The organism is Xanthobacter variabilis, assembly GCF_043831965.2.
In the GTDB taxonomy this organism is placed as follows: Bacteria; Pseudomonadota; Alphaproteobacteria; order Rhizobiales; family Xanthobacteraceae; genus Xanthobacter.
Window position 1 is genome coordinate 4347898 of the sequence record NZ_CM195533.1, and the last position, 23681, is coordinate 4371578.

A 23681-nucleotide genomic window follows, 5' to 3' on the forward strand; every position below is an offset into this window, starting at 1 on the left:
GTCCAACCTGCCCATAAAGTACGCTTTTTGCAGTGCAGTCATGATGAGCCTTGCAGCACATTGAGCAAACCTCACGCGCATTTTCCCGCCCAGTGGGCCTATGAATGGAAGATGCAGCCCTCGCCGGGCCCTGCGCGCGCAAGCGAATCCGCGCCAAAGGTCGGCACAGGTGGGGGAGAGAAGGCGTCGTCACGGGAGCGGGAAGCAGTCGCCCCGGCCGCCGCGCGACTGCACTGCAGCATGAAATGACGGAATGAGGGGTGAAGCCGCCCAGGTGACGCCGCAGCGCGCTTTCAGCCGCGTGGAGCGGGAGGGGCAGGCGGTCAACAGACGCGCGGGGATCGGACCCGGGCGCCGGTGACAATCTCGCGTGGTGCGTCAGCGGAAACGGCTGGGGTCGAATCCGTCCAGCGGGATCTCGGTCTTGCGGCCCTCGATGAGGTCCGGCATCAGGCGGCCGGTCCGGGCCGAGGTGACCAGCCCCACATGGCCATGGCCGAAGGCATAGATCACGTCAGCGGAACGGCGCGAGCGGCCGATACAGGCGCGCCCGTCCGCCATCGCGGGGCGGTGGCCCAGCCAGAACTTCGCACCGGACAGATCGAGGCGAGGATAAAGCCGGGCCAGATGGGCCTTGAGGATCTCGGCGCGTCGCCAGTCGGGCGCGGCGTCCACGCTGGCAATCTCCACCTGCCCGGCCACGCGCAGGCCGCGCTCCATCTCATGCACGACAATCTTGCCGTCGGACGCCATGAAGCTGGAGGTGAGCCCCACCGAGGCTCCCTCGACCATGACATGGTAGCCACGCTCGCTTTCTAGCGGCATGGGATCCCCGAGCCGGACCGTCAACGGCTTGGAGCGCGCGCCGGCGGCGATCACCACGCGATCGCACGGCACCTCACCCCGGTCGGTGATCACCGCGCGCAGGCGATCGGCCTCAAAGCGAAAATCGCGTGCGGCGGCTTCCAGCACCTGCGCACCGCGCGCCCGCGCCAGCCCGGCGAGCGCGGCCACATAGGCGCCCGGATCGCGGCAGCGCCCTGCCCCTTCCACCATGCGGGCCACGGTGTAGCGCTCCGGCAGGGCGGGAACCTCGCGATGCAGCGCCTCGCCCGACAGCTCCCGCCACCGGATGCCGACGCTGGAGCGAATGGCCCAGCCCCGGTTTTCCGCCGCGAAGGCCGCCTGGTCCGGATAAGCGTGCAGCACGCCGCCGGGGGCGATGAGGTGGGACACCCCGGCCTCGGAGGCCAGAGCGGTGTGCAGCGCCAGCGTATCCTGGAGCAGCGGCTGGAGAATGCCCGCCGTCCTGGTGATGCGCTCGAAGGTGGAGCCCGCCAGCAGCGAGCGCAGCAGCCAGGGCGCCACGCGCGGCAGATAGGGCCAGCGGATGGCCAGGGGACCCAGCGGGTCCAGCAGGAACCCGGGCACCTTCTTCCACATGCCCGGCGTGGAGGTCGGGATCACCGACTGGCAGGAGAGCCAGCCGGCATTGCCGTAGCTCGCCGCCTGCTCACCCCCCGGCCGGCCGGGCTCAATGAGCGTGACCCGATACCCCGCCCTGAGCAGCTCGATGGCGCTGATGACGCCCACCGCGCCCGCGCCGATCACGGCGACATGAAGAGACATGATGGCACCCCGGAACAGGAATCAGCCGACCTCGGCCACGACCTCGATTTCCACCAGCACGTCACGCGGCAGGCGGGCGACCTCCACGCACGAGCGGGCCGGCGCGTGGCTGCCGAAGGCCTCGGCGTAAACCGCGTTGAACTTGGCGAAATCGGCCATGTTCTTGATGAAGACGGTGGACTTCACCACCTTGTCCAGCGCGCTGCCCGCCCCCGCCAGCACGGCACGCAGGTTGGCGAAGACCTGCCGGGTCTGTTCCTCGATCTCAGTGCCCACCACCTCGCCAGCGAGGTTCAGCGGGATCTGCCCGGACGAATAGAAATAGCCGCCGCTGACGATGCCCTGGGAATAGGGGCCAATGGCGGCGGGAGCGCTCTCAGTATTCACGATCTTCATGGTGGTCTTCCTCTTGGAAGCCGGGCCACGACCCGGCGAAACGATAATCGTCAGGCCCCTTCAGGGCCGGCACCGGTGACCACGTGGTGGGCGCAGACATAGCCCCAGCTCATGAAGGGGCCGAGCGTGGTGCCCGCCCCCACGCCGCGGGTGCCGATGGGATTGGCCATGGACGCCCCCGCGCAATAAAGCCCCTCCACCACCGAGCCGTCCGCCCGCAGCGCCTGCCCGAAGGCATTGGTGCGCGGGCCGCCCTTGGTGGTCATGATGGAGCGGTCGAACCGCAGGGCGATGAAGGGGGCCTTCACGATGGGCGAGAGGCCGAGCCGCTTGCGCTTGTCGGCCTTCTGGTGGGCGCGGGTCTGGCCGCGTCCGAAATCGAGATCCACCCCGCCCGCGCACAGAGCGTTGTAGCGCTCCACGGTCGCCTTCAGCGTCGCGGGGTCAAGGCCGATCTTGCCGGCCAGTTCCTCGATGGTGCGCGCCTTCACCATCCAGCCGGGAACCAGCCGCGCGAAATGGCGCACCAAAGGCGCGATGGAGAGATAGGTCGCATCGGTGATGACATGGGCCGGCAGGTGCCGGGGGCGGCCGTCCGCGTCATATTCGTTCAGGCACTCGCCGATATTCATGGCGAGCTCGTCCACGAAGCGGCGCCCCTCGCGGTTCACCACGATGGCGTTGGGCTCGGCATGGTAGGGCACGGGCATGCCGTGCACGGCGCCATGATAGCGCTTGGGAATGGCGGCGGTGACATTGGCCTCGCCCATGCGGGCCAGCTCCACGCCGATGGCTTCCGCCATCCGGTGCCCGTCGCCGGCATTGCCGCGCGGCGGGCCGAAGAATTGCAGCGGCCCCGGCAAATGGCGGGCCATCATGTCGGCGTTCCACTCGAAGCCGCCGGTGGCGATCAGCGTCGCCCGCGCCGCGCGCACGGGGCGCCGGCCGGCGGGCCCGTCGATGATGGCGCCGGTGACGCGCCCGCCTTCCTCTATCAGCTCCACGCCGCGCGCGTTCAGCTCGAACCGACAGCCATGGTCCAGGCAGCCGCGCACCAGCCCGATCATCAGCGCCGTGCCCTTGCCGGCCGACAGGGTGAGCAGGCGGGGCAGAAGGCGGGGCAGCAGCTTCATCGTGGTGGAGACGGGCTTGTGATAAAGGTCCGTCTCCAGCACCTCATGATAGGTGAACACCTCCGGCAGCGTGGACCCGCGCACCCTGAAGGCGAGATGGCGCGCCGCGAGCCGGCTGATGGGCCGCGGCGACACCATGCGCCCCACGGCCCGCGCGCCGGGATGGGCGGCATAAGGGTCCGGCTCCCCGGTCAGGCGGAAGCGCAGGGGCGTGCGCTCCTCGATCATGCGCAGCATGGGGGGGCCGGCCAGCACCATGTTGCGCCACTGCTCCGGCTCGCGGATGTGGTCGGGCGACACCGAGGCGATGTAGCCGATGGCGTCCTCCACATCGTCGGCAATGCCGGCGGCGCGGGCGAGGTGGTTGGCGGGAACCCAGATCCCCCCCGCCGACATGGCGCTGGCGCCGCCCAGAAGGGCGGTCTTCTCACACACCAGAACCTTGAGCCCCGATGCGGCCGCATGGAGCGCCGCCGTCAGGGCGGCGCAGCCCGAGCCGAGCACGAGCACGTCGCAATCGGCATCGGTTTTCGAGGTTCCCACGTTCGCCCCCTGTCCGCTCGCGCCGCTCGCGTTCAACCCACCACGGCCTGGCCGTCCCGGCGCGGATCGCTGGCGGCGGCGTAGCCCTCCACCGACGGGTCGCCCATGCGCCAGATGAACTGGCCGGCGCCGAAGTCCTGGTAGGAATCGTCCAGGATCGCCGCCTCATGCCCCAAAGCGGTGAGGCCGGCGAGAAGGGCCGGATCGGTGCCCTGCTCGATATTGATGGCCATGCCCCGGTCGAAGCGCCAGCGCGGCGCATCGCAGGCCGCCTGCGGGTTCTGGCCGAAGTCCAGCATGCGCACGAGGGTCTGCACATGGCCCTGGGGCTGCATGTTGCCGCCCATCACGCCGAAGCTCATCACCGGCTGGCCATCCTTGGTGACGAAGCCGGGAATGATGGTGTGGAACGGCCGCTTGTGCGGCGCCACCACATTGGGATGGCCCTCATTCAAGCTGAATCCGAAGCCCCTGTTCTGGAGCGAGAGGCCCCATTCCGGCAGCACCACGCCGGAGCCGAAGCCCATGTAATTGCTCTGGATGAAGCTGACCATCATGCCCGAGGCGTCGGCCGCCGCGAGATAGATGGTGCCGCCCTTCACCGGATTGCCCGGCGCGAACGGCTGGGCGCGGCGCGGGTCGATGAGACGGGCGCGGGAGGCGAGATAATCGGCATCCAGCATGTCCTTCGTCGGGATCGCGGCGGCGGCGGGGTCGGCCACGTAGCGATAGACGTCGGCGAAAGCCAGCTTGATGGCCTCGATCTGGAGGTGCTGCGCCTCCACCCCGTCCACGGCCATGGACGGCAAATCGAAATTGGAGAGGATGCCCAACGCCATCAAGGCGGTGATGCCCTGCCCGTTGGGCGGGATCTCATGCACCGTATAGCCGCGATAGGGCATGGAGATGGGCTCGACCCATTCCGGCGCATAGGCGGCCATGTCGGCGGCCTTCAGCGCCCCGCCATGGGCACGGGCGTTCATTTCCAGCGCTTCCGCGATCTCACCGCCATAGAGCGCCTTGCCCTTGGTTTCAGCAATGCGGCGCAGAGCACGCGCGGCGCCCGGCAGGCGGAAGTGCTCGCCCACGCGCGGCGCGCGCCCGGCGGGCAGGAACGCCTCACTGAAGCCCGGCTGGCCGACCAGGTCCGGCAGGGTCGCGGCCGCCGCCCACTTGTGCTGCACATTGGTGGAAACGAGCCAGCCCGCCTCCGCGATCTCGATGGCGGGGGCAAGGAGGTCGGCAAAGGGCAGCCGCCCGAAGCGCTCCGACAGCGCCACCCAGGAGGCCACCGCACCCGGCACGGTCACCGAATCCCAGCCCCTCTTGGGGGGCGTGGCGGTGTCCTCACCGTACTTGCCGCGGAAATAATCGGGCGTCCACGCGGCCGGGGCGAAGCCGGAAGCGTTGAGGCCATGCAGGCGCTTGCCGTCCCACAGGATACAGAAGGCGTCCGAGCCCAGGCCGTTGCTGCAGGGCTCCACCAGCGTCATGACGGCAGCCGCCGCAATGGCGGCATCCACCGCATTGCCGCCGCGCCACAGCATCTGCAATCCCGCCTGCGCCGCGCGCGGATGGGAGGTGGACACCACATTGTTGCCGAACACGGGCAGGCGCCGTGAGGGATAGCCGGCCGTCCAGTCGAATGTTCCGTGCATGATCATGTTCCGAGGCAGGGCGGCCTAGGGCCTGGTTCCGAAAACGGCGTCGAGACGGGCCGCGTAGGGGGAGACGTCGAGCCCGCTTTCGGCAAGCCAACGGTCGTCATAAAGGGTGGAGCGATAGCGCTCGCCGGAATCGCAAAGCAGCGTCACGATGGAGCCGCCCTCGCCGCGCGCCTCCATTTCACCGATCAGATCGAGGCAGGCGGAAATATTGGTGCCCGTCGATCCGCCGCAGGACCGGCCCGTGATGCTGGAAATCTTGCGCGCGGCCGCGATGCTCGCCGCATCCGGCACCGCGATCATGCGATCCACCAGGTTGGGGTTGAAGGAGGGCTCCACCTCAGTGCGGCCGATGCCTTCGATCACGCTTTTGCAGGCGTCGACCCGCCGCACCGAGCGATCCGCATAATAGCGATGGAACACCGAGGCGGCCGGATCGGCCACGCACAGGCGCGTGGACAGCTTGCGATAGCGGATGTAGCGGCCGATGGTGGTGGCCGTGCCGCCGGTGCCCGCGCCGCACACGATCCAGGTGGGCACCGGATAGACCTCGCGGGTCATCTGGCTGAAGATGGAATCCGCGATGTTGTTGTTGCCGCGCCAGTCGGTGGCGCGCTCGGCGAAGGTGAACTGGTCCATGTAATGGCCGTTCAGGTCGCGCGCGAGATCGCGTGCCGCCTGCGAGGTGTTCCAGCCGTCGATCAGATGGGGCTCGCCGCCCTGGAACGAGATCGCGGCCACCTTCTCGGGCGAGGTCGAGCGCGGCATGACCGCCAGAAAGCGCAGGCCCAGCAGCCGGGCGAAATAGGCCTCCGAAATGGCGGTGGAGCCCGACGACGACTCGATGATTGTCGTATCCGGCCCGATCCAGCCATTGCACAAGGCGTACAGGAACAGGGAGCGCGCCAGCCGGTGCTTGAGGCTGCCCGTGGGGTGGCTCGATTCATCCTTGAGGTACAAGGTGATGGCCGGATTGTTCGGCAGCGGAACGCGAATGAGATGCGTGTCGGCCGAGCGATTGATGTCGCCCTCGATGCGGCTCACCGCCTCGGCCACCCACTCCCGGTTCCGCGCGCCCGGGCGGCTTTCGCAAGCGCCCTGGCCCGGCTGCGGCTCCGGCGCGCGCTGGGGGACGGACTGATTCATGACGGGCTCCGTGCAGAATTGGCGATGCAAAGAAATTCGAGGTGAAAAGCCGGCAGGGCCAGGGTGGCCACATCCGGGCCATGGCGGTGCCAGACGGCCGCGGGAAGCCCCTGCGCCCGCCGCTCGATCTCATCGAGCGCTGCGAAGATGAGCTCGGCTGTGACGAAGCGGGCCTTTTCGCCCTTGCGAACCACCAGATCCGCATTGGGCAGCGGCACCCGCCAGCCGGCGGCGCCGGGCGCCACCTGGCTTCCCGCCACGGCGGCATAGCGCTCGGCCATCCGGTCCGCATCGGGGCTTTCAATGATGACGCGGCCGATGCCGCAATAGCCGTTGGCATGGACCAGCCATTCAGGCCGCCACACCAGATCTGGCGTCATATGCTGGCAGAAATAGGTGCGCCCCGCCGGCAGGAATCCCGGCGCCATGCGCACGGTGCGGAAGGCCACATCGCGTTCAACGCCATCCACCACCAGCGGCCGCGAGAAGGCCAAAGGCTCCAGCGCCGGCAGGTCCGCACCCGAGAGGCGCGCGAAGGTTTCCTCCGCCGTGTCGCTGGCGAAGACGAGGCCGCTGATGCCCAGCGGACTGTCCAGCACCTCCTGGCGCTGCAAGCCCGTCTCCGGCACGCCGACCAGTTCAAGATAGGAATCGCGCGACACCATCAGGTGGTTGATGGAGCCCAGGGAATGATGCCCCCGCGGCGTCAGCGTGAAGCCGAGCGCCGCAAACGCCGCCTCCGCCGCATCCATGTCCTTCAGCACATTGATGACAAGGTGATCAAGCGCGCTCGCCCCGGCCTGCTGCCCGCGTCCCAGATCCGGACTTTGAATGGACATTCGGCCTTCTCCTTGATGGTCGAGGGGAACTTTGCGACAGCTTCGCCGGGCGGGACAGGGCGACGCAACAGGTATCGGCCGCGCTGTCGATTATTCTGAATTCAGGTCGAAATGCAATACCGTATATCGACATTGCCATGCGCTCCACACCGCCCGAGAGGCGTCTGGAGGAAGCGCTCCGAGGGGCGGACTTTGCGGCACCCTGCTGTGGCAAAGGGGCGAACGGTTGCTGTTTCCTGATTTGCGCGGTACTCTGTATGCTAAGCAGCATACAAAGCGACAGGGAAAGCGACAGCCGATGAGCGTAGACGCGGACGGCTCGGAAAGCATTGTCGACAGGGTCTACGCCGAGCTCCGCTCGCGTGCGATCAGCTTCGACTTCAAGCCCGGTGAACGCCTGAACGAGGGCGATCTCGCCAAGGGGCTCGGCGTGTCGCGCACGCCCCTGCGCGAGGCGTTGAACCGCCTGAACACCGAGGGGTTCCTGCGATTCTCGCCGGGGCGCGGCTTCTTCTGCCGCGAGCTGGACGCGCAGGAGATCTTCGATCTTTATGAGCTGCGCAAGTCGCTGGAGGTGGCCGCCGTGCGCATCTCCGCCGAGCGGGCTTCTGATGGGCAGATCGACTCGCTCTTGTCCTGGCTCAATTCCGCTTTGCCCTCGACCGACCTGGACACGCCCAAGCTGCTGGAGCTCGACGAGGAGTTTCACGAGCGGCTGATGGCCCTGTGCGGCAATGCCGAGATGCTGCGGGTGCTGCGCAACGTGAATGCCCGCATCCATTTCGTTCGCCAGACGGACATGACCAGCGCCAACCGCTCCTCCACCCAGCAGGAGCACCGCGTTGTGGTGGAGCATCTCAAGAGGCGCGACGGCCAAAGCGCCGCCCTGGTGCTCTCGCAGCACATCGACCGCCGGATCGACCGCATCAATGCCGCGATCAAGGAAGGCTACGCGCAGATCTACATGGCCAGCAACGCCCGGCGCAGCTGAACACACCGCGCGCTTGCGCCCTGCCCCATGACGGGGCCGCCATTTGGAAGCGCATCGCAGCCAGAAGCTCGCGCCCTCAAGCCCTCCGCGGACGGGGGCATGGGCCCGCGAAACAGCATGCCCTGAACCTCTCGGCGAGGCAGCAAGGCGCGCTGACGGATCGCCATGTCGCTTGATCGAGTCCAGGTTGAAGGAATAGGATCACGTTACCAACGGTGATCCTTTCCACTGCCGGCAGCGCCTTGAAAAGGCGCGTCATCCAGCGGGAACGGGCCGCCACGGCGTTCCCCTGTTGCACGGAATCCGGGACATGGCTTCGCGACTTGAGCTGACGCGCTTTCGGGGCGCGCCCTCCCCGCCCTTCCGCCTGCAAAAGCTTTAAAATCGGGAGCATTCAGCATCGTCCGGAAGACGACCGGCGAGTTTTACTGTTCCGATCCCATCTTAGATGATCAGTGGCGGCGGCACATGGCGTCCAGGACGAGTGAAACCCTCTACCCGCTGCTTTTCGGGACGCCGAACCGGGTGCTGACCCGCTCCATACTGCAGATGCAGGATCAGATGCAGCGGGCCATGGGGTGGGCAGCCGAATACGACGCCATCGGCGAGCGGGCCGCTTTTGCCACGCAACAATCGTCCCTCGTCGTCAATGGGTTGAGGATCAGTGCCCTTGCCCACACGCCCATTCGCACCCGAGTGGACTCCGACGAATTCTCCTTCTTCATGCCAGTGGATGGCGGCCCTATTCAATCGCAGGTGAATGGGGAAAGCATCCGCTGCGAGCCCGCGAAGGCCGCGCTGCTGGCACCGGAGGGCGAGCGGATCGGCATCGGCGGCTCGCGCTCCATCGTCGTCGCGACCCTCGACAAGCTGCGTCTGGTGGCCACGGCCCGCACCATGCTTGGCGGCGACGACGTGCGGCTGGATCTGCAGCGGCCCACGGTGATTCCGCTGAGCGCCGGCAAGATGAATTTCAATCTTCTGCTGCGCAGCAGCTGCAGCGCCCTCGATGCCTGCCGGATGAACGGACAGGCGGCCGCGGCCATGGCCCTCGACGACGTGTTCTATCGCACGCTCTGCGCCATGCTGCTCCACGAGCGCTTGTTTCCGGAAGAGGCCCGGTCGCCCGGCGCCAGCGTGGATGGGGGCCTGGACCTGGCGTGCCAATACATCGTGGTCCATCTCGCCGAACGCCTCAGCATGACCGACCTGGAGCAGATCAGCGGCCTTTCGGCCCGGGCCCTGCAATATGCCTTTCAGCGACGCTTCGGCTGCACCCCAGTAACCTGGATCCGCAACGAGCGCCTGAACGCCGCGCGTGAGCGCCTGCTTGCGGCCGGCGAGCAGGCGACCGTCACCGACGTCGCGCTTGCCTTCGGCTTCTCCAATTTGGGGAATTTCTCGAAATATTACTCGGATAAGTTCGGCGAATACCCCTCGCAGACCTTGAGTTCAGCCCGCGGCAAGCCGTGATATCGCGAACAGACGCAAGGGACCGGTGAAGCGGCAGCTCCGCCGGCCCCTGTCTTGTCGTCAGCCCGTGCTCAGTTCAGAGCGGAGGCAGGCGCGCCATCGCCGGCCGTGGCGCGTTCCATCAGCGTGAGCCAGCTCCCCTGCGAAGCAAAGTGCAGGACGATGAGGTCCAGCCAACCCTTGGCATGAAACTCCGCCACCACATCCGCGGGCAGGGCCCGGAAGGTGGGCTCGTCGATGAGGCGGAAACCCTGCACCACCTGCTCCGTGCCGTTGGGGTGCTTGATCCGCGCGGAACGCTCCGCCAGCAGGCCATGGGCCACCAGCGCGGCGGCAAAGGCGCGGGTGCGCTCATATTCCACCGCGTATGCGTCGCAGAAGGCCATGGCGGCACTGCCCACCTGGGTGGGCTTGCCGTCAGCCGTAAACAGCCGGTCCGCCCCGTCGCGGGCCGCATCCGCGCTCACGCGCGAGGAGGTGGCGTCGAGCCCGAGCATGGTGGCGCCGCCCGCTTCCGGCGCCATGCTGATGAAGGGATAGCGCCGCACATAGCCGGGCACATAGGTGCCCGCGGTCCAGTTCCCCTGCGGATCGACGAACAGGTTCCGCCCCACAGTAAGGCCCGTCACCGCCAGCGGCATGGCGCCTTCATTGCTGGCGAAAACGATGGGGTAATGCCGCTGCGCCTGCGCGAACTCAGTAGCGACCAGCGGAATCGCAGTGGCTTCCGCCGCAAACCCGAAGGTGACCTCGGGCCGCAGCCCGAACTGCCCATGCTCCTTGAAATTCAAGAGCACGGGAGACTGGTAGAACAGGGGGCTCGACGTCGGCGTGGCGCTGGAAGGGGTTGCGGCCATCGGATTGCCTTTTGCTTCAGCGGAAGGTGAAAAACGGCATCTCAAGACTTCAGGCTGGCGTCAAGTGCCGCTCCAAAACCTTTGAACGAGATCGGCAACGTCAACGTGCGCCGCGCACCATTCTCAAAAGTGAAGTTGCCCGGCTCGCTGGCGGCGCGCAATTGCTGAAGGGCGGCCGCATCCAGGGTCGCCTCGGCGAAGCAGCTTTGCAGGCACTTCTTGAATTCAAGCTGGATCGGCTTCGCCTTGTCGTCGACCTGCACCTTCACGCCCGCCGGCAGCCACACGCCCGGCGGCAGTTGAATGACGAGGCTGACGGGCCCCTTCGGATCGGCGCGGCCGACGGCGATGCTCGCCACTGTGCCCTGGCCTTGCATCTGCAGGTTCTGGGCGATCTCGCAAACGCGCCCGCCACCCTGCCCGCCGCCCTCCTGGGTCACGCAGCGCAACACCCAGTCCTGATAGGTGGCCGTGGTGGCGCCCGGCTGGGAGGGCTGGGCGCCGGCGGCGGGCGCGGGCGGTGCTGCCGGCTTCTGCTGCGCCATGGCGGATCCGGCGGAAAGAAGGGACAGGCCCAGCACGCCGGCCACCCGGAAAAGCGAACATCTCATCTTGAAATTTCCATCCTTGCCAAGGCATTGCCCGAAGCCACCGCGATGGCGTGCAGCGGGCGAATGCGTCAGACCCCAAAGCGTTTCCGAGCATCGCGGGAACCAGCTCGTGTGAAGGACCCGCGCAAGGGCATCGACGGCCTCGCTCCTTCCATCAACGAACCTGAAGCGGCCTAAAGCCGAGGCCGGCCGCTGGCATCATGTGTCCAGCGGCCGGCCTTTTCTTCTCGCTGACGCTCGGGTCGCAGCTCCCGTCAGAACTTCAGGGAGAACTGAGCAGTGAAGGCATTCTGCGAGGCCGAGGTCGCGAACTGGCCGCTATAGGTCACGGCCAGGGTCGCCGCATCCGACACGCCGTACGCAAGGCCCGCATTCAGCAGCAACGCATCCTGCGCGATCGGCACGCCCTCCACCTCAAACGGGGTGGTCCCGCTCAGGAAGCGCATGGCGGCGGTGGGCGCGATGTCGCCGAAGGCGTGCTGCCAGCCCAGCGTCATGCTCGGCGTCAGGGCCCGCCCGAACAGCTCCACGGAGGTCGCGGCGCGCACGCCCAGGGTGCTGTAGAGCGTGTCCATGGCGCCAGTGTCCACCGCCAGCGCGGCGGCGCGATAGCTTTCGGAGAACGAGGCGCCACCGACATTCACATAGGCAAGGCCGGCGAACGGCTCGAAGGCATAGCCGCCGAGGGAGACATCGTAGCCCACCTCGCCGAAGAGCTGGGAAGTGCCCAGGCTGTAGCCGCCGCTGGTGGTCTCGCTGAAGCCAGAGAAGGCGATGGACCGGCTCACCGACACATCGTGCCACCCATAGGCGAAACCGCCCCGCAGCGCCCAGGCTCCGAATTGCCCGCCGGCATAGAAGCCCACGTCGTAATTGTCGCTGTTGCCGCTGGAGGCGCGGGCATCCACCTCGAAGCTGGAGCGGCTGTAGCCGCCGAACACGCCGGCCCATACATTGGGCTGAACCACCACATCGGCGCCGATGAGGAAGCCACCCAGGCTGTTGGAAATGCTGGCGGCATTGCCGTTGCCGAAGCTGTTGCCCCAGCCGCCATAGCCATGGGCCCACAAGGTCACATCCAGCTCCTGGCTCAGGCGCGCTGTGGAGGGACCGGCCCCCTGGGCGGCGCGGGCCAGGGCATCGGGGCCGCTGGCCGCCTGCCGCAGGCGCGCGCCCACAGCCTCGCGGACATAGATGGACTCTTGCAGCAGCACCGTATCCACCGAGGCATAGACCTCGCCGGAAAGGGCGTTGAAGGCCGCGGCCACGGCCCCTTCCGGCAGGCCGAGGATGGCGTCATACACCCCGTTGCCGGCGCCGAGCGCCTGCGCCGCCACGGCCACGCCCGCCTCATTGGGCGTGCGGGCATAGGTGATGAAGTCGACCCCACTGTAGATCAGGCTCAGATAGACGTTCTGCGCGTCATAGGTGAGCGTCGGATCAAGGAAGGCGAAGTCCGATGTCACCGTGCCGAAAGTGCCAGTCAGCGCTCCGGACGTGGACAGGATGGTGATGCTGCTGGACGCCGGATAACGGCCACTCTCCGCCAACACCTGCACCGCGGCACCGTCGGAAATGGTGACGGCACCGGTGGCGGTGATCAAATCGTGCTCGCCCGCCGGCGTCACGTCCACCCGATAAACGGCGCCCGAGTTGAAGGTGACGGCCCCGTTCACCGTCAGGGTTCCCGGCGAGTAGCCGGGCGCGGCGATGCCGCCCGCATTCACCGTCAGCCCGCCAATGGTGGCGGTGCCGCCGAGCACGCCGCCGTCATTCACGGTGAACGGCGAGGGGGTGACCGTGCCCTTGGTCAGCACCACCGCCGCGTTGTCCACCGCCACCGGGCCCTCATAGGGCGCGGAGAAGGTCACCTCGCCGCCGCCGGTGAAGGTCACGAGACCGGTTCCGGAAATGGAGCCGTTGAAGGCGTAGCTGTCCGAACGGTTGAACACCAGGCTGGCATTGTTCACCACATCGCCGACGATGGACCCCGTGGTGCCGCCATTGCCGAGCTGCAACGTGCCCTCGGCGATGGTGGTTCCGCCCGCATAGGTGTTGGTTCCGGCCAGGATCAGCGTGCCGCCGCCGGCCTTGGTGAGGGCGCCATCGCCCGACACCACGCCCGACAGCGTCAGCGTCTGCGCGGCGTCGACGGCGAAGGTGCCGCCGCCGCTGCCGTCCATGGCCGTGAGCGTCACGCCGCCACCATAGGCAAAGGTGCCGCCCGCGCTGAGGGCGCCCGCCCCGCTGAGGGCCAGCGCCCCGTTTCCGAGCGCCTGTGCCGCCGCGACCCGCACGGTGCCGGAGGCGATGGAGAGCCCGCCGGAGAAGGTGTTCGCGCCGCTGAGCGTCAGCGTGCCCGTGCCCTTCTGCACCACCGCGCCGGTGCCGGAGATGGCCCCCGCGAAGGTGCTTTCGCCGGAAAGGTCGAAGGCGAGGGTGGCGTTGTTCAGCACATCGCCCAGGATCGAGCCCGCGGCACCGCCATCCCCGAGCTGGAGCGTTCCGCCCGAGATGGTGGTGCCGCCCGTATAGGTGTTGGCGCCGGTGAGGATGAGGGTGCCGAAATCGCTCTTCTCGATGCCAGTGGAGCCCTTCAGCACGCTGGCGATGGTGGCCACCGTGCTCGCGCCGGCCTCGGTGCCGTCACCCACGCGGATGGGCGCGGGCGAGACGCCGGAGAGCAGGATATCCCCGCCGGTCACCACATAGCCCGTGTCCAGGAACTGCATGCCGAGCGCGGTCACCTGGCCGTGGCTGTTGTCCACGCTCACCGTTCCAGCATTCGCCTGGAACACGGCGAAGCCACTGTTCCACGCCTTGGAGATGGTGCCACTGGCGTTGATCCAGTTGGTCTGGGCATCCGCCGACCACGTCCCGGTGCCTCCCAGCACCGTCTGCGTCGGCGTGGTGTTCGCACCGTTCCAGAACAGGATCGGGCTGCCGGGCTCGTCCACCACCAGGTTCACCTGGCCGGCGACGGAGGTTTGCACGCCGCCTTCATAGCCGCCGGGCATGGCGCCCACCTCAAGGCCATTGTCGGTGAGCGCGCCGGTGTAGCTGACGATCCGGTAGACACCGAGGCCGAAGCCGGCGGCGGAGGTCACGTTCAGTGTGCCGTCCAGCGTCACGTCGCCATTAACGTTGAACACCGCGCTGTCGCTCACCGCGCCCAGGGTCACCGCCAGGGTCGCGCCGGAGGACAGGTCGAGCCCGCCCATGGTGAGGCCGCTGGACTGGGTGCCGGCCAGGGTGCCGCCATCAAGCACGTGCACCGTCCGCGCGATGGTGCCTCCGCCCGAAAGGGTCGCCTGATCATAGACATAGACATCCCCGGCAACGCTGCCGTCCACCTTGAGGGCGCCGCCGTTCACCGCCGTGTCGCCCGCATAGGTGTTCGCGCCCGAAAGGGTCAGCACTCCCGTGCCGGTCTTGGTGAGGCCGCCGGTGCCGGTGATGGAACCGGAGAAGCTCGTGCTGGCATTGTTGCCGCCGGTGACGAGACTCGCCCCCGCCAGCTCCACGCCGCCCCTGCCGCCGATCGAGCCCACCGTCTCGTCCGAGCGGAGGATGAAGCGGGCGCCGGAGGCCACATTCACGCCGCTGGTGTCGCCGATGGCCTGGCCACCGGTGGCGATGAGGGTTCCGGCATCCACATTCGTGTCGCCGCCATAGCTGTTGGCACCGCCGATCACCAGCGTGCCGGCGCCGGTCTTGGCGAGGTTGCCGAGGCCCGCAATGGTCCCTGTCAGCGTGAGGGTCTTGGTGTCGTCCACCTCAAAGGTGCCTCCCCCCGCGCCGCCGGTGGGCGTCAGGGAGATGGCCTTGGCGAACGTGAAAGTGTCGCTGGCGCGCAGGGTGCCGCTGCCGGAAAGGGCGAGCGGGCCGCTGCCAAGCGCGCTTTCGCCATAAACCTGCACCGTGCCTTCGGAAACACTGGTGCCGCCGTCATAGGTGTTGGTGCCGGTGAGGGTCAGCGTGCCCGCCCCGCTCTTGGCCAGGCAGCCCGAACCGGTGATGGAGCCGGAGAAGGTGGAGCTGGTGCCGTCGCCGCCCGTGCTGAGGCAATGGCCGTTGAGCGCCACGCCGCCGGCGCCCGCCAGCGAACCCACCGCCTCGTCCGCATCGGTGAGCGAGAGGCTGGCGCCGCCCGCCACCGACAGGCGCGCCGTATCGGAGAGCGAGGAGCCGCCGGCGATGAACAGCCGGCCGGCGCTGACAGTGGTGGCGCCGCTAAAGGTGTTGGCGCCCGTCAGCCACAGGTCGCCCGTGCCGCTCTTGGTGAGGTTGCCCGCGCCGGAGACGATGCCGGACACGGTCAGCACCTGCGCGTCATCCACCCTGAGGGTGCCGCCGCCGCTGGTGCCGGACGGGGTCAGGGACACACCCTTGGCAAAGGTGAAGCTGCTGCTGGCGCGCAGCGTGCCCGGCCCCTGAAGGGCCAGAGCGCCGCTGCCCAGCGCCTCGCCCCCCCACACCTGGACGGTGCCTTGGGAAACCGTGGTTCCGCCGGCATAGGTGTTGGCGCCGGTGAGCTTGAGGGTGCCCGCCCCCTGCTTCACCAGGGCGCCGGTGCCCGAGATGGCGCCGCCATAGGTCACGGTGTCGGCGCGGTTGAAGGCGAGCGTCGCATTGTTGACCACATCGCCCAGGATCGAGCCGGAGGTGCCGCCATCACCGATCTGCAAGGTGCCCTGGCTGACGGTGGTGCCGCCCGTATAGGTGTTGGCGCCGGTCAGGATCAGGGTGCCGAGATCGGTCTTCATGAGGCCGGTCGCGCCCTGCAGCTCGGAACCGATGGTGGCCACGTAGCTCGCGCCCGAAGGGGTGCCGTCACCCACGCGGATCTGGGTCTGGCCCGAGGGCGCGGCCAGCATGATCCGCCCGCTGTTCACCACATAGCCATCCACCATGAACTGGATGCCGGTAACGGAAGCCGCGCTGTCGGAACTGTCCACCGTCACCGTCCCCGGCGCGCCGGCGAACACCGCATAGGTGCTGTTCCACGCCCGCGACTGGTTGAGGGAGGAGGTCAGCCAATTGGTCTGAGACGCGCTGGGGCTCCAGGTGCCGCTTCCGCCATGAACCGTCCCGTCGGGCGAGGTGGTGGTGCCGTTCCAGTAGAGCATGTCGCCATTGAGCACGGCGAGGTTCACCTGGCCCGGCGCCTGCTGGATCTCATAGGCATAATCGGTGGGGGTTGTGCCCAGGGTCAGCCCGTTGTCGGCGGTCAGCGTGGTGTAGTCGAGGATGCGATAGACACCGAGGGACATGCCGCCCGCGTCGGTGACATTGAGCACGCCGTCCAGGCTCAGCGCCCCCGTGGAAACCACCGCATTGCCAGTGTTGGAGCCCAGCACCACATTGACGTTGGAGCCGCCGGACAGCACCAGGCCGCTCATGGAAAGCCCATAGGTTCCGGCCGCGCCGGTGGGGGCGGCGAGCAGCGTGCCACCATCCCGTACCGTGACCGTCCCGTCCACGCTGGCGCCCGCGATGCCGCTGGTTTCACCCTTCAGCGTGGCGCCGGAGCGCACGATGATGTCGCTCGCGAGGCTCACCCCGCCCAGCAGCTCCAGCGTGCCGGCCGCCACCGTGGTGCCCGCCCCGGCGCTGTTGGCGCCCGTCAGGGTCAGCGTGCCCGCCCCCTGCTTCACCAGGGCGCCGGAACCGGTGATGGTGCCCGCCGCCGTCACGGCATCCGAGCGATCGAAGATCACGGTTGCGGAATTGACGATATCACCCAGGATCGAGCCCGAAGTGCCACCGTTGCCGATCTTGAGCGTGCCGCCCGCCACCGTGGTGCCGCCCAGATAGGTATTGGTGCCCGTGAGGGTGAAGGTGCCGGAGCCCACCTTGGTCAGGGACAGGGTGGCGTCCGTGTCCTCGAACATGGTGCCCGAGAAGGTGGTGCTGGCATTATTGGCGCCCGTCACCAGTCCCGCCGCGCCCTGGCCCACGACGAGGCCGGAGCCCGCCAGCGAACCGATGGTCTCCGACGCATCGGAAACGGCGAGGATGCCATCCGCGCCGATGGTGACGGCGACGGTGTCGGCAACCGCCGAACCGTTGAACAGAAGCAGCGCGCCTTCCTCGATCTGCAGCGGTCCGGTGAACGTGTTGGCGCCCGACAGTTTCAAGTTGCCGGAGCCCGTCTTGGTCAGCCCACCGGTGCCCGACATGCTGCCGGAAAAGCCATTTCCGCCGGAGGCGACAACCGTCAGAGTGTTGCCGCCGAGCTGAACCTGCCCGCCCCCGCCCAGGCCACCAATGGTTTCGTTGGCGTTGGTCAACACCAAGGTCGCGCCCGTGTCGACCGCCACTTTCGAGACATCGCTCACGGCGCTGCCACCCGCGAGCAGCAGCCGGCCCGCGCTCACGGTGGTGGCGCCCGAATAGGTGTTGGCGCCGCTCAGCGTCAGGTCGCCGGTGCCCACCTTCCGCAGGCTGAGGGTGCCATTGTAATTGGCCATGGTGCCGGAGAAGGTGGTGCTGCCATTGTTCGCGCCCACGATCAGCGTCGCATCGGCGGAGCCGCTTTGCGCGCCGCCGAGCACCGTGCCGCTGCCGGCCAGCGAACCGATGGTCTCGGTGCTGCTCAGCACAGCAAAGGCCGCACCGGAGCCCACATTCACCGCCACCGTATCGGCAAGCGCCGAGCCGCCGGTCACCGCCAGGATGCCGCCGGAGACCTGAACCGGGCCCGTGAACGTGTTGGTGCCGGCCAGAAGCTGGGCGGCGCTTCCCGTCTTGGTCAGCCCTCCGGTGCCGATGATGGCGCCGCTGAAGCTGGCATCCACATTGGCGCCGCCAAGAGTGAGGGTGTGGCTGCCGAGGCTGACGGTGCCGCCCACCGAAATCGTGTTGGCCAGTGCACCGATCGTCTCGTCAGCATTGCCCAGGGTCAGGGTCGTGCCAGTCTGGACGTAAACGCGAGCCGTATCCGAAACCGCGGCCCCACCTTCCAGTCGCAGAACGCCGGCATTCACCAGAAGGTTACCGAAACTGTTGGTGCCGCTCAAAGTCAACGCGCCGCTACCGTTTTTCACCAGGTCTCCGCCGCCCTGAATGGAACCCGAGAATGTGGTCGAGTTGTTATTTCCGCCAGCCGTGAGCTGAGTACCGGTCGCCAGGTTTAGGCTGCCGCTACCCGCCAACGAGCCGATGATGCGTGTGCTGTCCACCGCGAGGATGGCTCCGGCTTCCACGGTATAGGCGCTCTCGTTGTTCACCAATGCGGACGGGCCGCCAGCCAGCCGGAGTGTTCCGCCCGTGACGTTCGTTGCGCCGCTGTACGTGCTCGCGCCCGTCAGCACCAATTCACCCGAACCGGCTTTCTCCAATGAGCCGCTGCCGGAGATGCCCCCCGCATAGGTGAGCAGGTCCGAACGGTTGAACACCAGCGCGCCGTCATTGATGATAAAGGCGCTGACGGACCCGGTGGTGCCGCCAGCTCCAATCTGCAGTGTGCCTTCCGCGATGATGGTGACATTCGCGTAGGTGTTGTCGGCGGCCAGAACGAGGGTGCCGGCACCCGTCTTCCTCAGGCCGGAGGCGCCGCTCAGGACCGAGCCGATGGTGGCGGTCGCGTCCCCCTCCACCGCCACCTGGACCGAGCTGCTCCCCGAAACCGGGGTGAGAACGATGCCGCCGCCCTGGATCGCGTATCCATCCACCAAAAATTCCATGCCGGCGACCTGCGGCGCCGTGGCGCCACTGACGGTCACGGCGCCGCCGCTCCCCGCGAAGATCGCAAGGCTCCCCTGGGTCCAGGCGGAGACGGCACTGCCGGTCTCGGTGGTCCAATTGGTCGTGGCGGCGGCGACGTTCCAGGTGCCTGAGCCGCCCGTCACCGACCCTGCCGCGCTGGTGACGGAGCCATTCCACCACTGCCCCGCCACCACCACCAGGTCGACCTGGCCGGCGGCGGACGTATCGACGGCGTAGAGGGAGTGCGCGGGCGCCGAGCCAATCTCCAGCCCCTCATCCGTCAACGTGCCGGTATAGTTGATCAGGCGGTAGGTTCCCGTGGCAAAACCGGTGGCCGCAGTGAGATCCAGCGTGCCGTCGAGATGCAGGCTCCCGGCGGACAGGACGGCCGTCGTCGTGGGGGCCGCAAGCGCTACCGCAAGCGTGGATGTCTCGCCGAACGAAAGTGCGCCGAAGGTCGAGAGCGTGGAGCCGGTGCTTCCGGCGAAGGTCGCCCCGTTCTTCAGCGTAATGTCGCCAACCACCCAGCCCGCGCCGGTGAGCCGCGCGCCGTCCTCCACCTCCACGTCGCCACCAAGAGTGGCGGTCCCGCCGAAAGCAAGCGTACCGGACGACACCTTGGTGTGACCCGAGAAGACGAGGCTCGGCCCGGTCAGGGTCAGCGTACCGGTACCGGCCTGTTCCAGGGTGCCCTGGCCGGTGATAACGCCAGTATAGGTCAGATCGTCGGAACGGTTGAAGGCCACCGTCCCCACATTGGCGCCGACACCCGTATAGATCCCCGCGAAGACGGAACCCGTCGTCCCGCCATCGCCGATCTGGAGCGTGCCGCCGGAAACCGTCGTTTGGCTGGTGATGGTGATGTCGCCGGTCACGACCAGGGTGCCGGCGCCCATCTTTTCCATGGAGCCGGTGCCGGAGATATCGCCCGCGAAGGTGCTGTTGTCGGAACGGTTGAAGACCAGGGCGCCGTTGTTCACCACATCGCCCGTGATGGACCCGCTGGTGCCGCCATCACCGATATTCAGCGTGCCGGACGAGATGGTGGTGCCGCCGGTGTAAGTGTTCGCGCCGGTGAGGGTCCAGGTGCCGCGGGTGGTGAGACTGCCCGTGCCGGTCGCGATCGCCCCGGACACACTGCCGACCGTGCCGCTGTCGGCCGTGAGGGTGAGGTTCTTGCCTGCCCCACTGATGCCGCCGCTAAGGGCGAGGCTGCCCGCCGCCACCCCGATCTCGGCGTCGCCGGTGAGGGTGATGGCGCCCGCATAGCTGCTGTCGCCCCCCATGTTCGTCAGCGCGCCGAGGGTGCCGCCAAGGCCGCTTCCGGAAAGGCTCAATGCCTCACCGCCGATGGAAAGGCCGGCTGCGCTCCCAAGTGCCAGCGTCGCGCCGTCGGCGACCACTGTGCCCCCGCTTGTGGAGCCCAGCGCTTCGTCGTCGCCAATCACCAGCGCGCCAGCAAGAACGTTTGTCGTTCCGGCATAGCTGCTTGCGGTGGCAAGGGACACCATAGCCCCGCCATCGACTGTGAGGCCGCCGGAGCCGAGGTTCAATGGCCCAGTGAAGTTTGTCAGGCCGGAACCGTTGACCGTGAGCGTCGTGCCCGATCCGCTGACGGTACCGCGGATATTGAGTGTCACTCCGTCATTCTGCACGCGCGTATCCGCGAGCAGGGTGATCGGGCCGTCCAAATAAATGGAACTGTCAGTATTCGTCGCCGCGGCGCGCAGCGCGCCGTTCCCCCCCGCGCCCGTCCCCGAGAGTGTCAGGGGCTCGGCCGCGAAGGTGAGCATGGCGGGCGTGGCCGAGGTGTTCAACAGAAGCAGCGTCGCCCCCGACGCCACCGTGGTGCCACTGGTGATCGCCCCCAGCCCCTGGGCCGCAGTGACCTTCAAGGTTCCCGCGCTCACCGTGGTGGCGCCGGAATAGCTGTTGGCGCTGGACAGGGTCAGCGTGCCGGCGCCCTTCTTCTCCAGCGTGCCCGTGCCGGAGATCACGCCCGCAACGCTCACATCGTCGGAGCGGTTGAAGACCAGGGCGGCATTGTCCGCGATATTCCCCGCGATCGATCCGGACGTGCCGCCATCGCCGATCTGGAGCGTGCCGGCGGTGATGGTGGTGCCGCCGGTGGCCTGCATGTCGCCGGTGAGGGTCAGCGTGCCCGCGCCCTGCTTCTCCAGCGTGCCGGTGCCCGTGACAATGCCGGAATAAGTCACCGCATTGGAGCGGTTGAAGATCAGCGCCCCGTCATTGGCGATGTCGCCGGACACGGACCCCGAGGCGCCCCCGGCACCCAGCTGGAGGGTGCCGGCCGAAATGGTGGTGCCGCCCGTATAGGTGTTGTCCGCGGTGAGGATCAGCCTGCCGTCGCCGCTCTTCTCAAGACCATCCGAGCCAACGATCCCCGCCGAGATGGTGGCGATGGCGGACGCATCGACCACATTCACCACCGGCTGCGCCGAAGCATTGGCCAAGGTGAGAACATAGCTCGAGGAATCGGCCGCGATCTCATAACCCGAGGTGACGAACTTGAGGCCCTTGGCGATGACCGCGCCCGAGGTGGTATCCACCCACACGGTGCCGGCCGCGCCCGCGAACACGGCGTTCTTGCCGTCGGTCCACGCGACGTGGCTGGTGCCGCCGGAATTGGTCCAGTTGGTGGAGCCGTTGGCGCTCCAGGTCCCGGTGCCACCGTCAACCGAGGAGGTGCTGCCCCCCGTCGTGGTGCCGTTCCAATAGAGGCCGCCATCGGCCACCAGAAGCTGCACCTCGCCCGCAATACTGGTGTTGATGGTATATTCGAAGTCCGTCGGCGCGGTGCCGATGGTCAGGCCGGAACCCGCCAGCGTGCCGTCGTACTGAATCAGCAGATAGGTGCCGAGCCCCATCGCACCATTGTCGGTGATGTTCAGCGTGCCGTTCAGCGTGAGGTTCGTCGACGCGTAATAGACGGCGTTTCCGCTATCCGGCGCGCCAAGGGTGGCGTCGAGGATCGCGCCGGAATGGAGGATGATCGCGCCCGCCCCGGACGAAATGGCCGATTGGTTCGCCACCACCGTGGCGGCGAGGTGGCCCCCGGCCTCAACCGTGATGTCGCCGAAGATGTATCCCGTGTGCGTCCCAGCGGGATCATTGGACAGGGTCGCGCCGCTCGCCACCGTCGCCGACACCATGAGGCCGCCATTGACGCTCGAATCGCCGAGCTGCAGCGTGCCCGATTGCACCGCCAAAGCCGGGGCCGTCACAAAGGTTCCCCAGTTCACGGATGAGAAGTTCTTCACCACCCAGGTGCCGGCGGTGGCCACCTCGATGGCCGCGAAATTCTTGAACTGCCCGCCATTTCCCGCATCGATGACGGCCGCGTCGAAAACACCGCCGGCACCAGAAAGCTTCAAGGTGTCGGTGCCGCCGGACACAGCCACCACGTCGCCTGTGATCGTGGCATAGGCAGAACCGTCGCCGGCGAGTTCGAGAATATTGGTTCCACCGGTGAACGCGATGGCATTGGCGCGGGTCACCCCATCCCCACCCAGGCCACCCGACACCGCCGCGCCCGCGTCGAGGTGGAGGGCGAGGCCGGAACCGGCGATGCCGACGCCGCCGGCGCCCGCCGTGGCCGCGACCAGCCCGCCACCGGCGCCGCCCTGCACCACCGCGCCATTGGCCAGGTTCACAGTGACGATGTCGGAGCTGCTGCCATTCACCACATACAGGCCGCTGCCGCCGGCACCGCCGTGATAGGAGCTGCCACCGACGCCACCGGTGACAATGGAGCTGATGGTGGCGGACGCCGCGGCGCTACTGGAGATGAAGAGACCACCGCCGCCGGCGCCGCTGTATGAATCCCCACCGCCGCCGCCCGGAACGCCGCCCGCGCCGCCGGCGCCGCCGGTCACGGCCGTGGTCAGCACACCCAGGTCGCCGGAACCTTCGACGATGGCGCCAAAGCCACCGCCGCCACCGCCGCCGCCGCCACCTCCACCGCTCATGCTCGGCGAATTGCCGTTGCCGCCGTCACCGCCCTTGCCGCCGGAGACCGCCGCCGTGGGCAAGGCACCGCCCACATAGCCGTGGGCGCCACCACCACCGCCGCCCCCAGCCCCCGTATCGCCCGCGGCAACGCTGCCGCCATCCACGCCATCGCCGCCCAAGGGCGCTCCGCCCGCGCCACCGCTGCCGTTGACAGCGAATCCGGCGCCGCCCGCGCCAGACGTGCTGCCGCCATCGCCACCATTCCCCGGCTGCGCGATGGTCGCGAGGCCGCCATCCCCCGCTGTGCCGCCATACGCGCCATAGCCGCCGGCACCGGCGGGAGCGAGCGAGTTCGCGCCACCGCCACCACCGCCGCCGCCCGCGCCACCACCGCCGCCACCGCCGGCCGTTCCGCCCGCGCCGCCCGCGCCACCTGCGGCCGAGGGAATGTAGGTCTGCCCCCCGCCGGCGAAGGCGGGGCCTGCGACCGTCAGGGAGAGCGCCAGCACCGGCACCAGCGCGGACGTTACCAGGAGCCGCCGGCGGATGGAGACCACGCCGCCCGCGGCGCGCGCCTGAAGGGCCATGCCCGCCTCGCCATCACGCGCCAACCGGCCGCCAACGTTCTTCCGCACCATGACCACTCCCCCGGAATGCCGCCGAGCGCAGACACAGCGACAGGGGGTGCCTGCCGGATCCGCGCGTTCCTTGGGGATT

At 68.0% G+C, this 23681-nt stretch carries 11 protein-coding genes; 2 read left to right on the forward strand and 9 right to left on the reverse strand.

The features are described 5' to 3' along the window. Positions 1 to 378: 378 nt before the first annotated feature. From V5F26_RS18855 to V5F26_RS18880, 6 genes are read right to left on the reverse strand one after another with little or no spacing between them, the layout of a single operon-like run. Positions 379 to 1629, reverse strand: coding sequence for an NAD(P)/FAD-dependent oxidoreductase (locus tag V5F26_RS18855; protein ID WP_394946498.1), 1251 nt, complete (start codon positions 1627 to 1629; stop codon positions 379 to 381). A gap of 21 nt (positions 1630 to 1650) precedes the next feature. Beyond that, entirely contained in the window at positions 1651 to 2025 is a 375-nt protein-coding gene (locus V5F26_RS18860; protein WP_394946499.1) for a RidA family protein, read from the reverse strand. A gap of 50 nt (positions 2026 to 2075) precedes the next feature. Further along, complete coding sequence (locus tag V5F26_RS18865) at positions 2076 to 3701, reverse strand: FAD-dependent oxidoreductase (protein ID WP_394946500.1); 1626 nt, start codon at positions 3699 to 3701, stop codon at positions 2076 to 2078. Positions 3702 to 3733: 32 nt separating this feature from the next. After that, positions 3734 to 5359, reverse strand: coding sequence for a gamma-glutamyltransferase family protein (locus V5F26_RS18870; protein WP_234052899.1), 1626 nt, complete (start codon positions 5357 to 5359; stop codon positions 3734 to 3736). Between the two features lie 24 nt (positions 5360 to 5383). After that, the gene (locus tag V5F26_RS18875; RefSeq protein ID WP_394946502.1) at positions 5384 to 6511 is read right to left on the reverse strand and encodes a PLP-dependent cysteine synthase family protein; all 1128 of its coding nucleotides are present in this window, start codon (positions 6509 to 6511) and stop codon (positions 5384 to 5386) included. Then, complete coding sequence (locus V5F26_RS18880) at positions 6508 to 7350, reverse strand: VOC family protein (protein ID WP_394946504.1); 843 nt, start codon at positions 7348 to 7350, stop codon at positions 6508 to 6510. The genes V5F26_RS18875 and V5F26_RS18880 overlap by 4 nt, the downstream gene beginning before the upstream one ends. A gap of 298 nt (positions 7351 to 7648) precedes the next feature. On the opposite strand from V5F26_RS18880, the gene V5F26_RS18885 reads away from it, so the two are divergent. Both V5F26_RS18885 and V5F26_RS18890 read left to right on the forward strand, forming a co-directional pair. Next, positions 7649 to 8341, forward strand: a complete 693-nt coding sequence (locus V5F26_RS18885) for a GntR family transcriptional regulator (RefSeq protein WP_234052902.1) — start codon at positions 7649 to 7651, stop codon at positions 8339 to 8341. A 525-nt stretch (positions 8342 to 8866) separates the two neighbouring features. Beyond that, a complete protein-coding gene (locus V5F26_RS18890; RefSeq protein ID WP_394946505.1) occupies positions 8867 to 9814 on the forward strand; it encodes an AraC family transcriptional regulator in 948 nt (315 codons plus the stop codon). Between the two features lie 71 nt (positions 9815 to 9885). On the opposite strand, the gene V5F26_RS18895 is transcribed toward V5F26_RS18890, so the two are convergent. The 3 genes from V5F26_RS18895 to V5F26_RS18905 form a co-directional block, all read right to left on the reverse strand. Further along, positions 9886 to 10671, reverse strand: a complete 786-nt coding sequence (locus V5F26_RS18895; RefSeq protein WP_394058444.1) for a SapC family protein — start codon at positions 10669 to 10671, stop codon at positions 9886 to 9888. Between the two features lie 41 nt (positions 10672 to 10712). Continuing rightward, positions 10713 to 11282, reverse strand: a complete 570-nt coding sequence (locus tag V5F26_RS18900; RefSeq protein ID WP_394058446.1) for an invasion associated locus B family protein — start codon at positions 11280 to 11282, stop codon at positions 10713 to 10715. A gap of 254 nt (positions 11283 to 11536) precedes the next feature. After that, entirely contained in the window at positions 11537 to 23602 is a 12066-nt protein-coding gene (locus V5F26_RS18905; protein WP_394946507.1) for an autotransporter-associated beta strand repeat-containing protein, read from the reverse strand. Positions 23603 to 23681 lie beyond the last annotated feature (79 nt).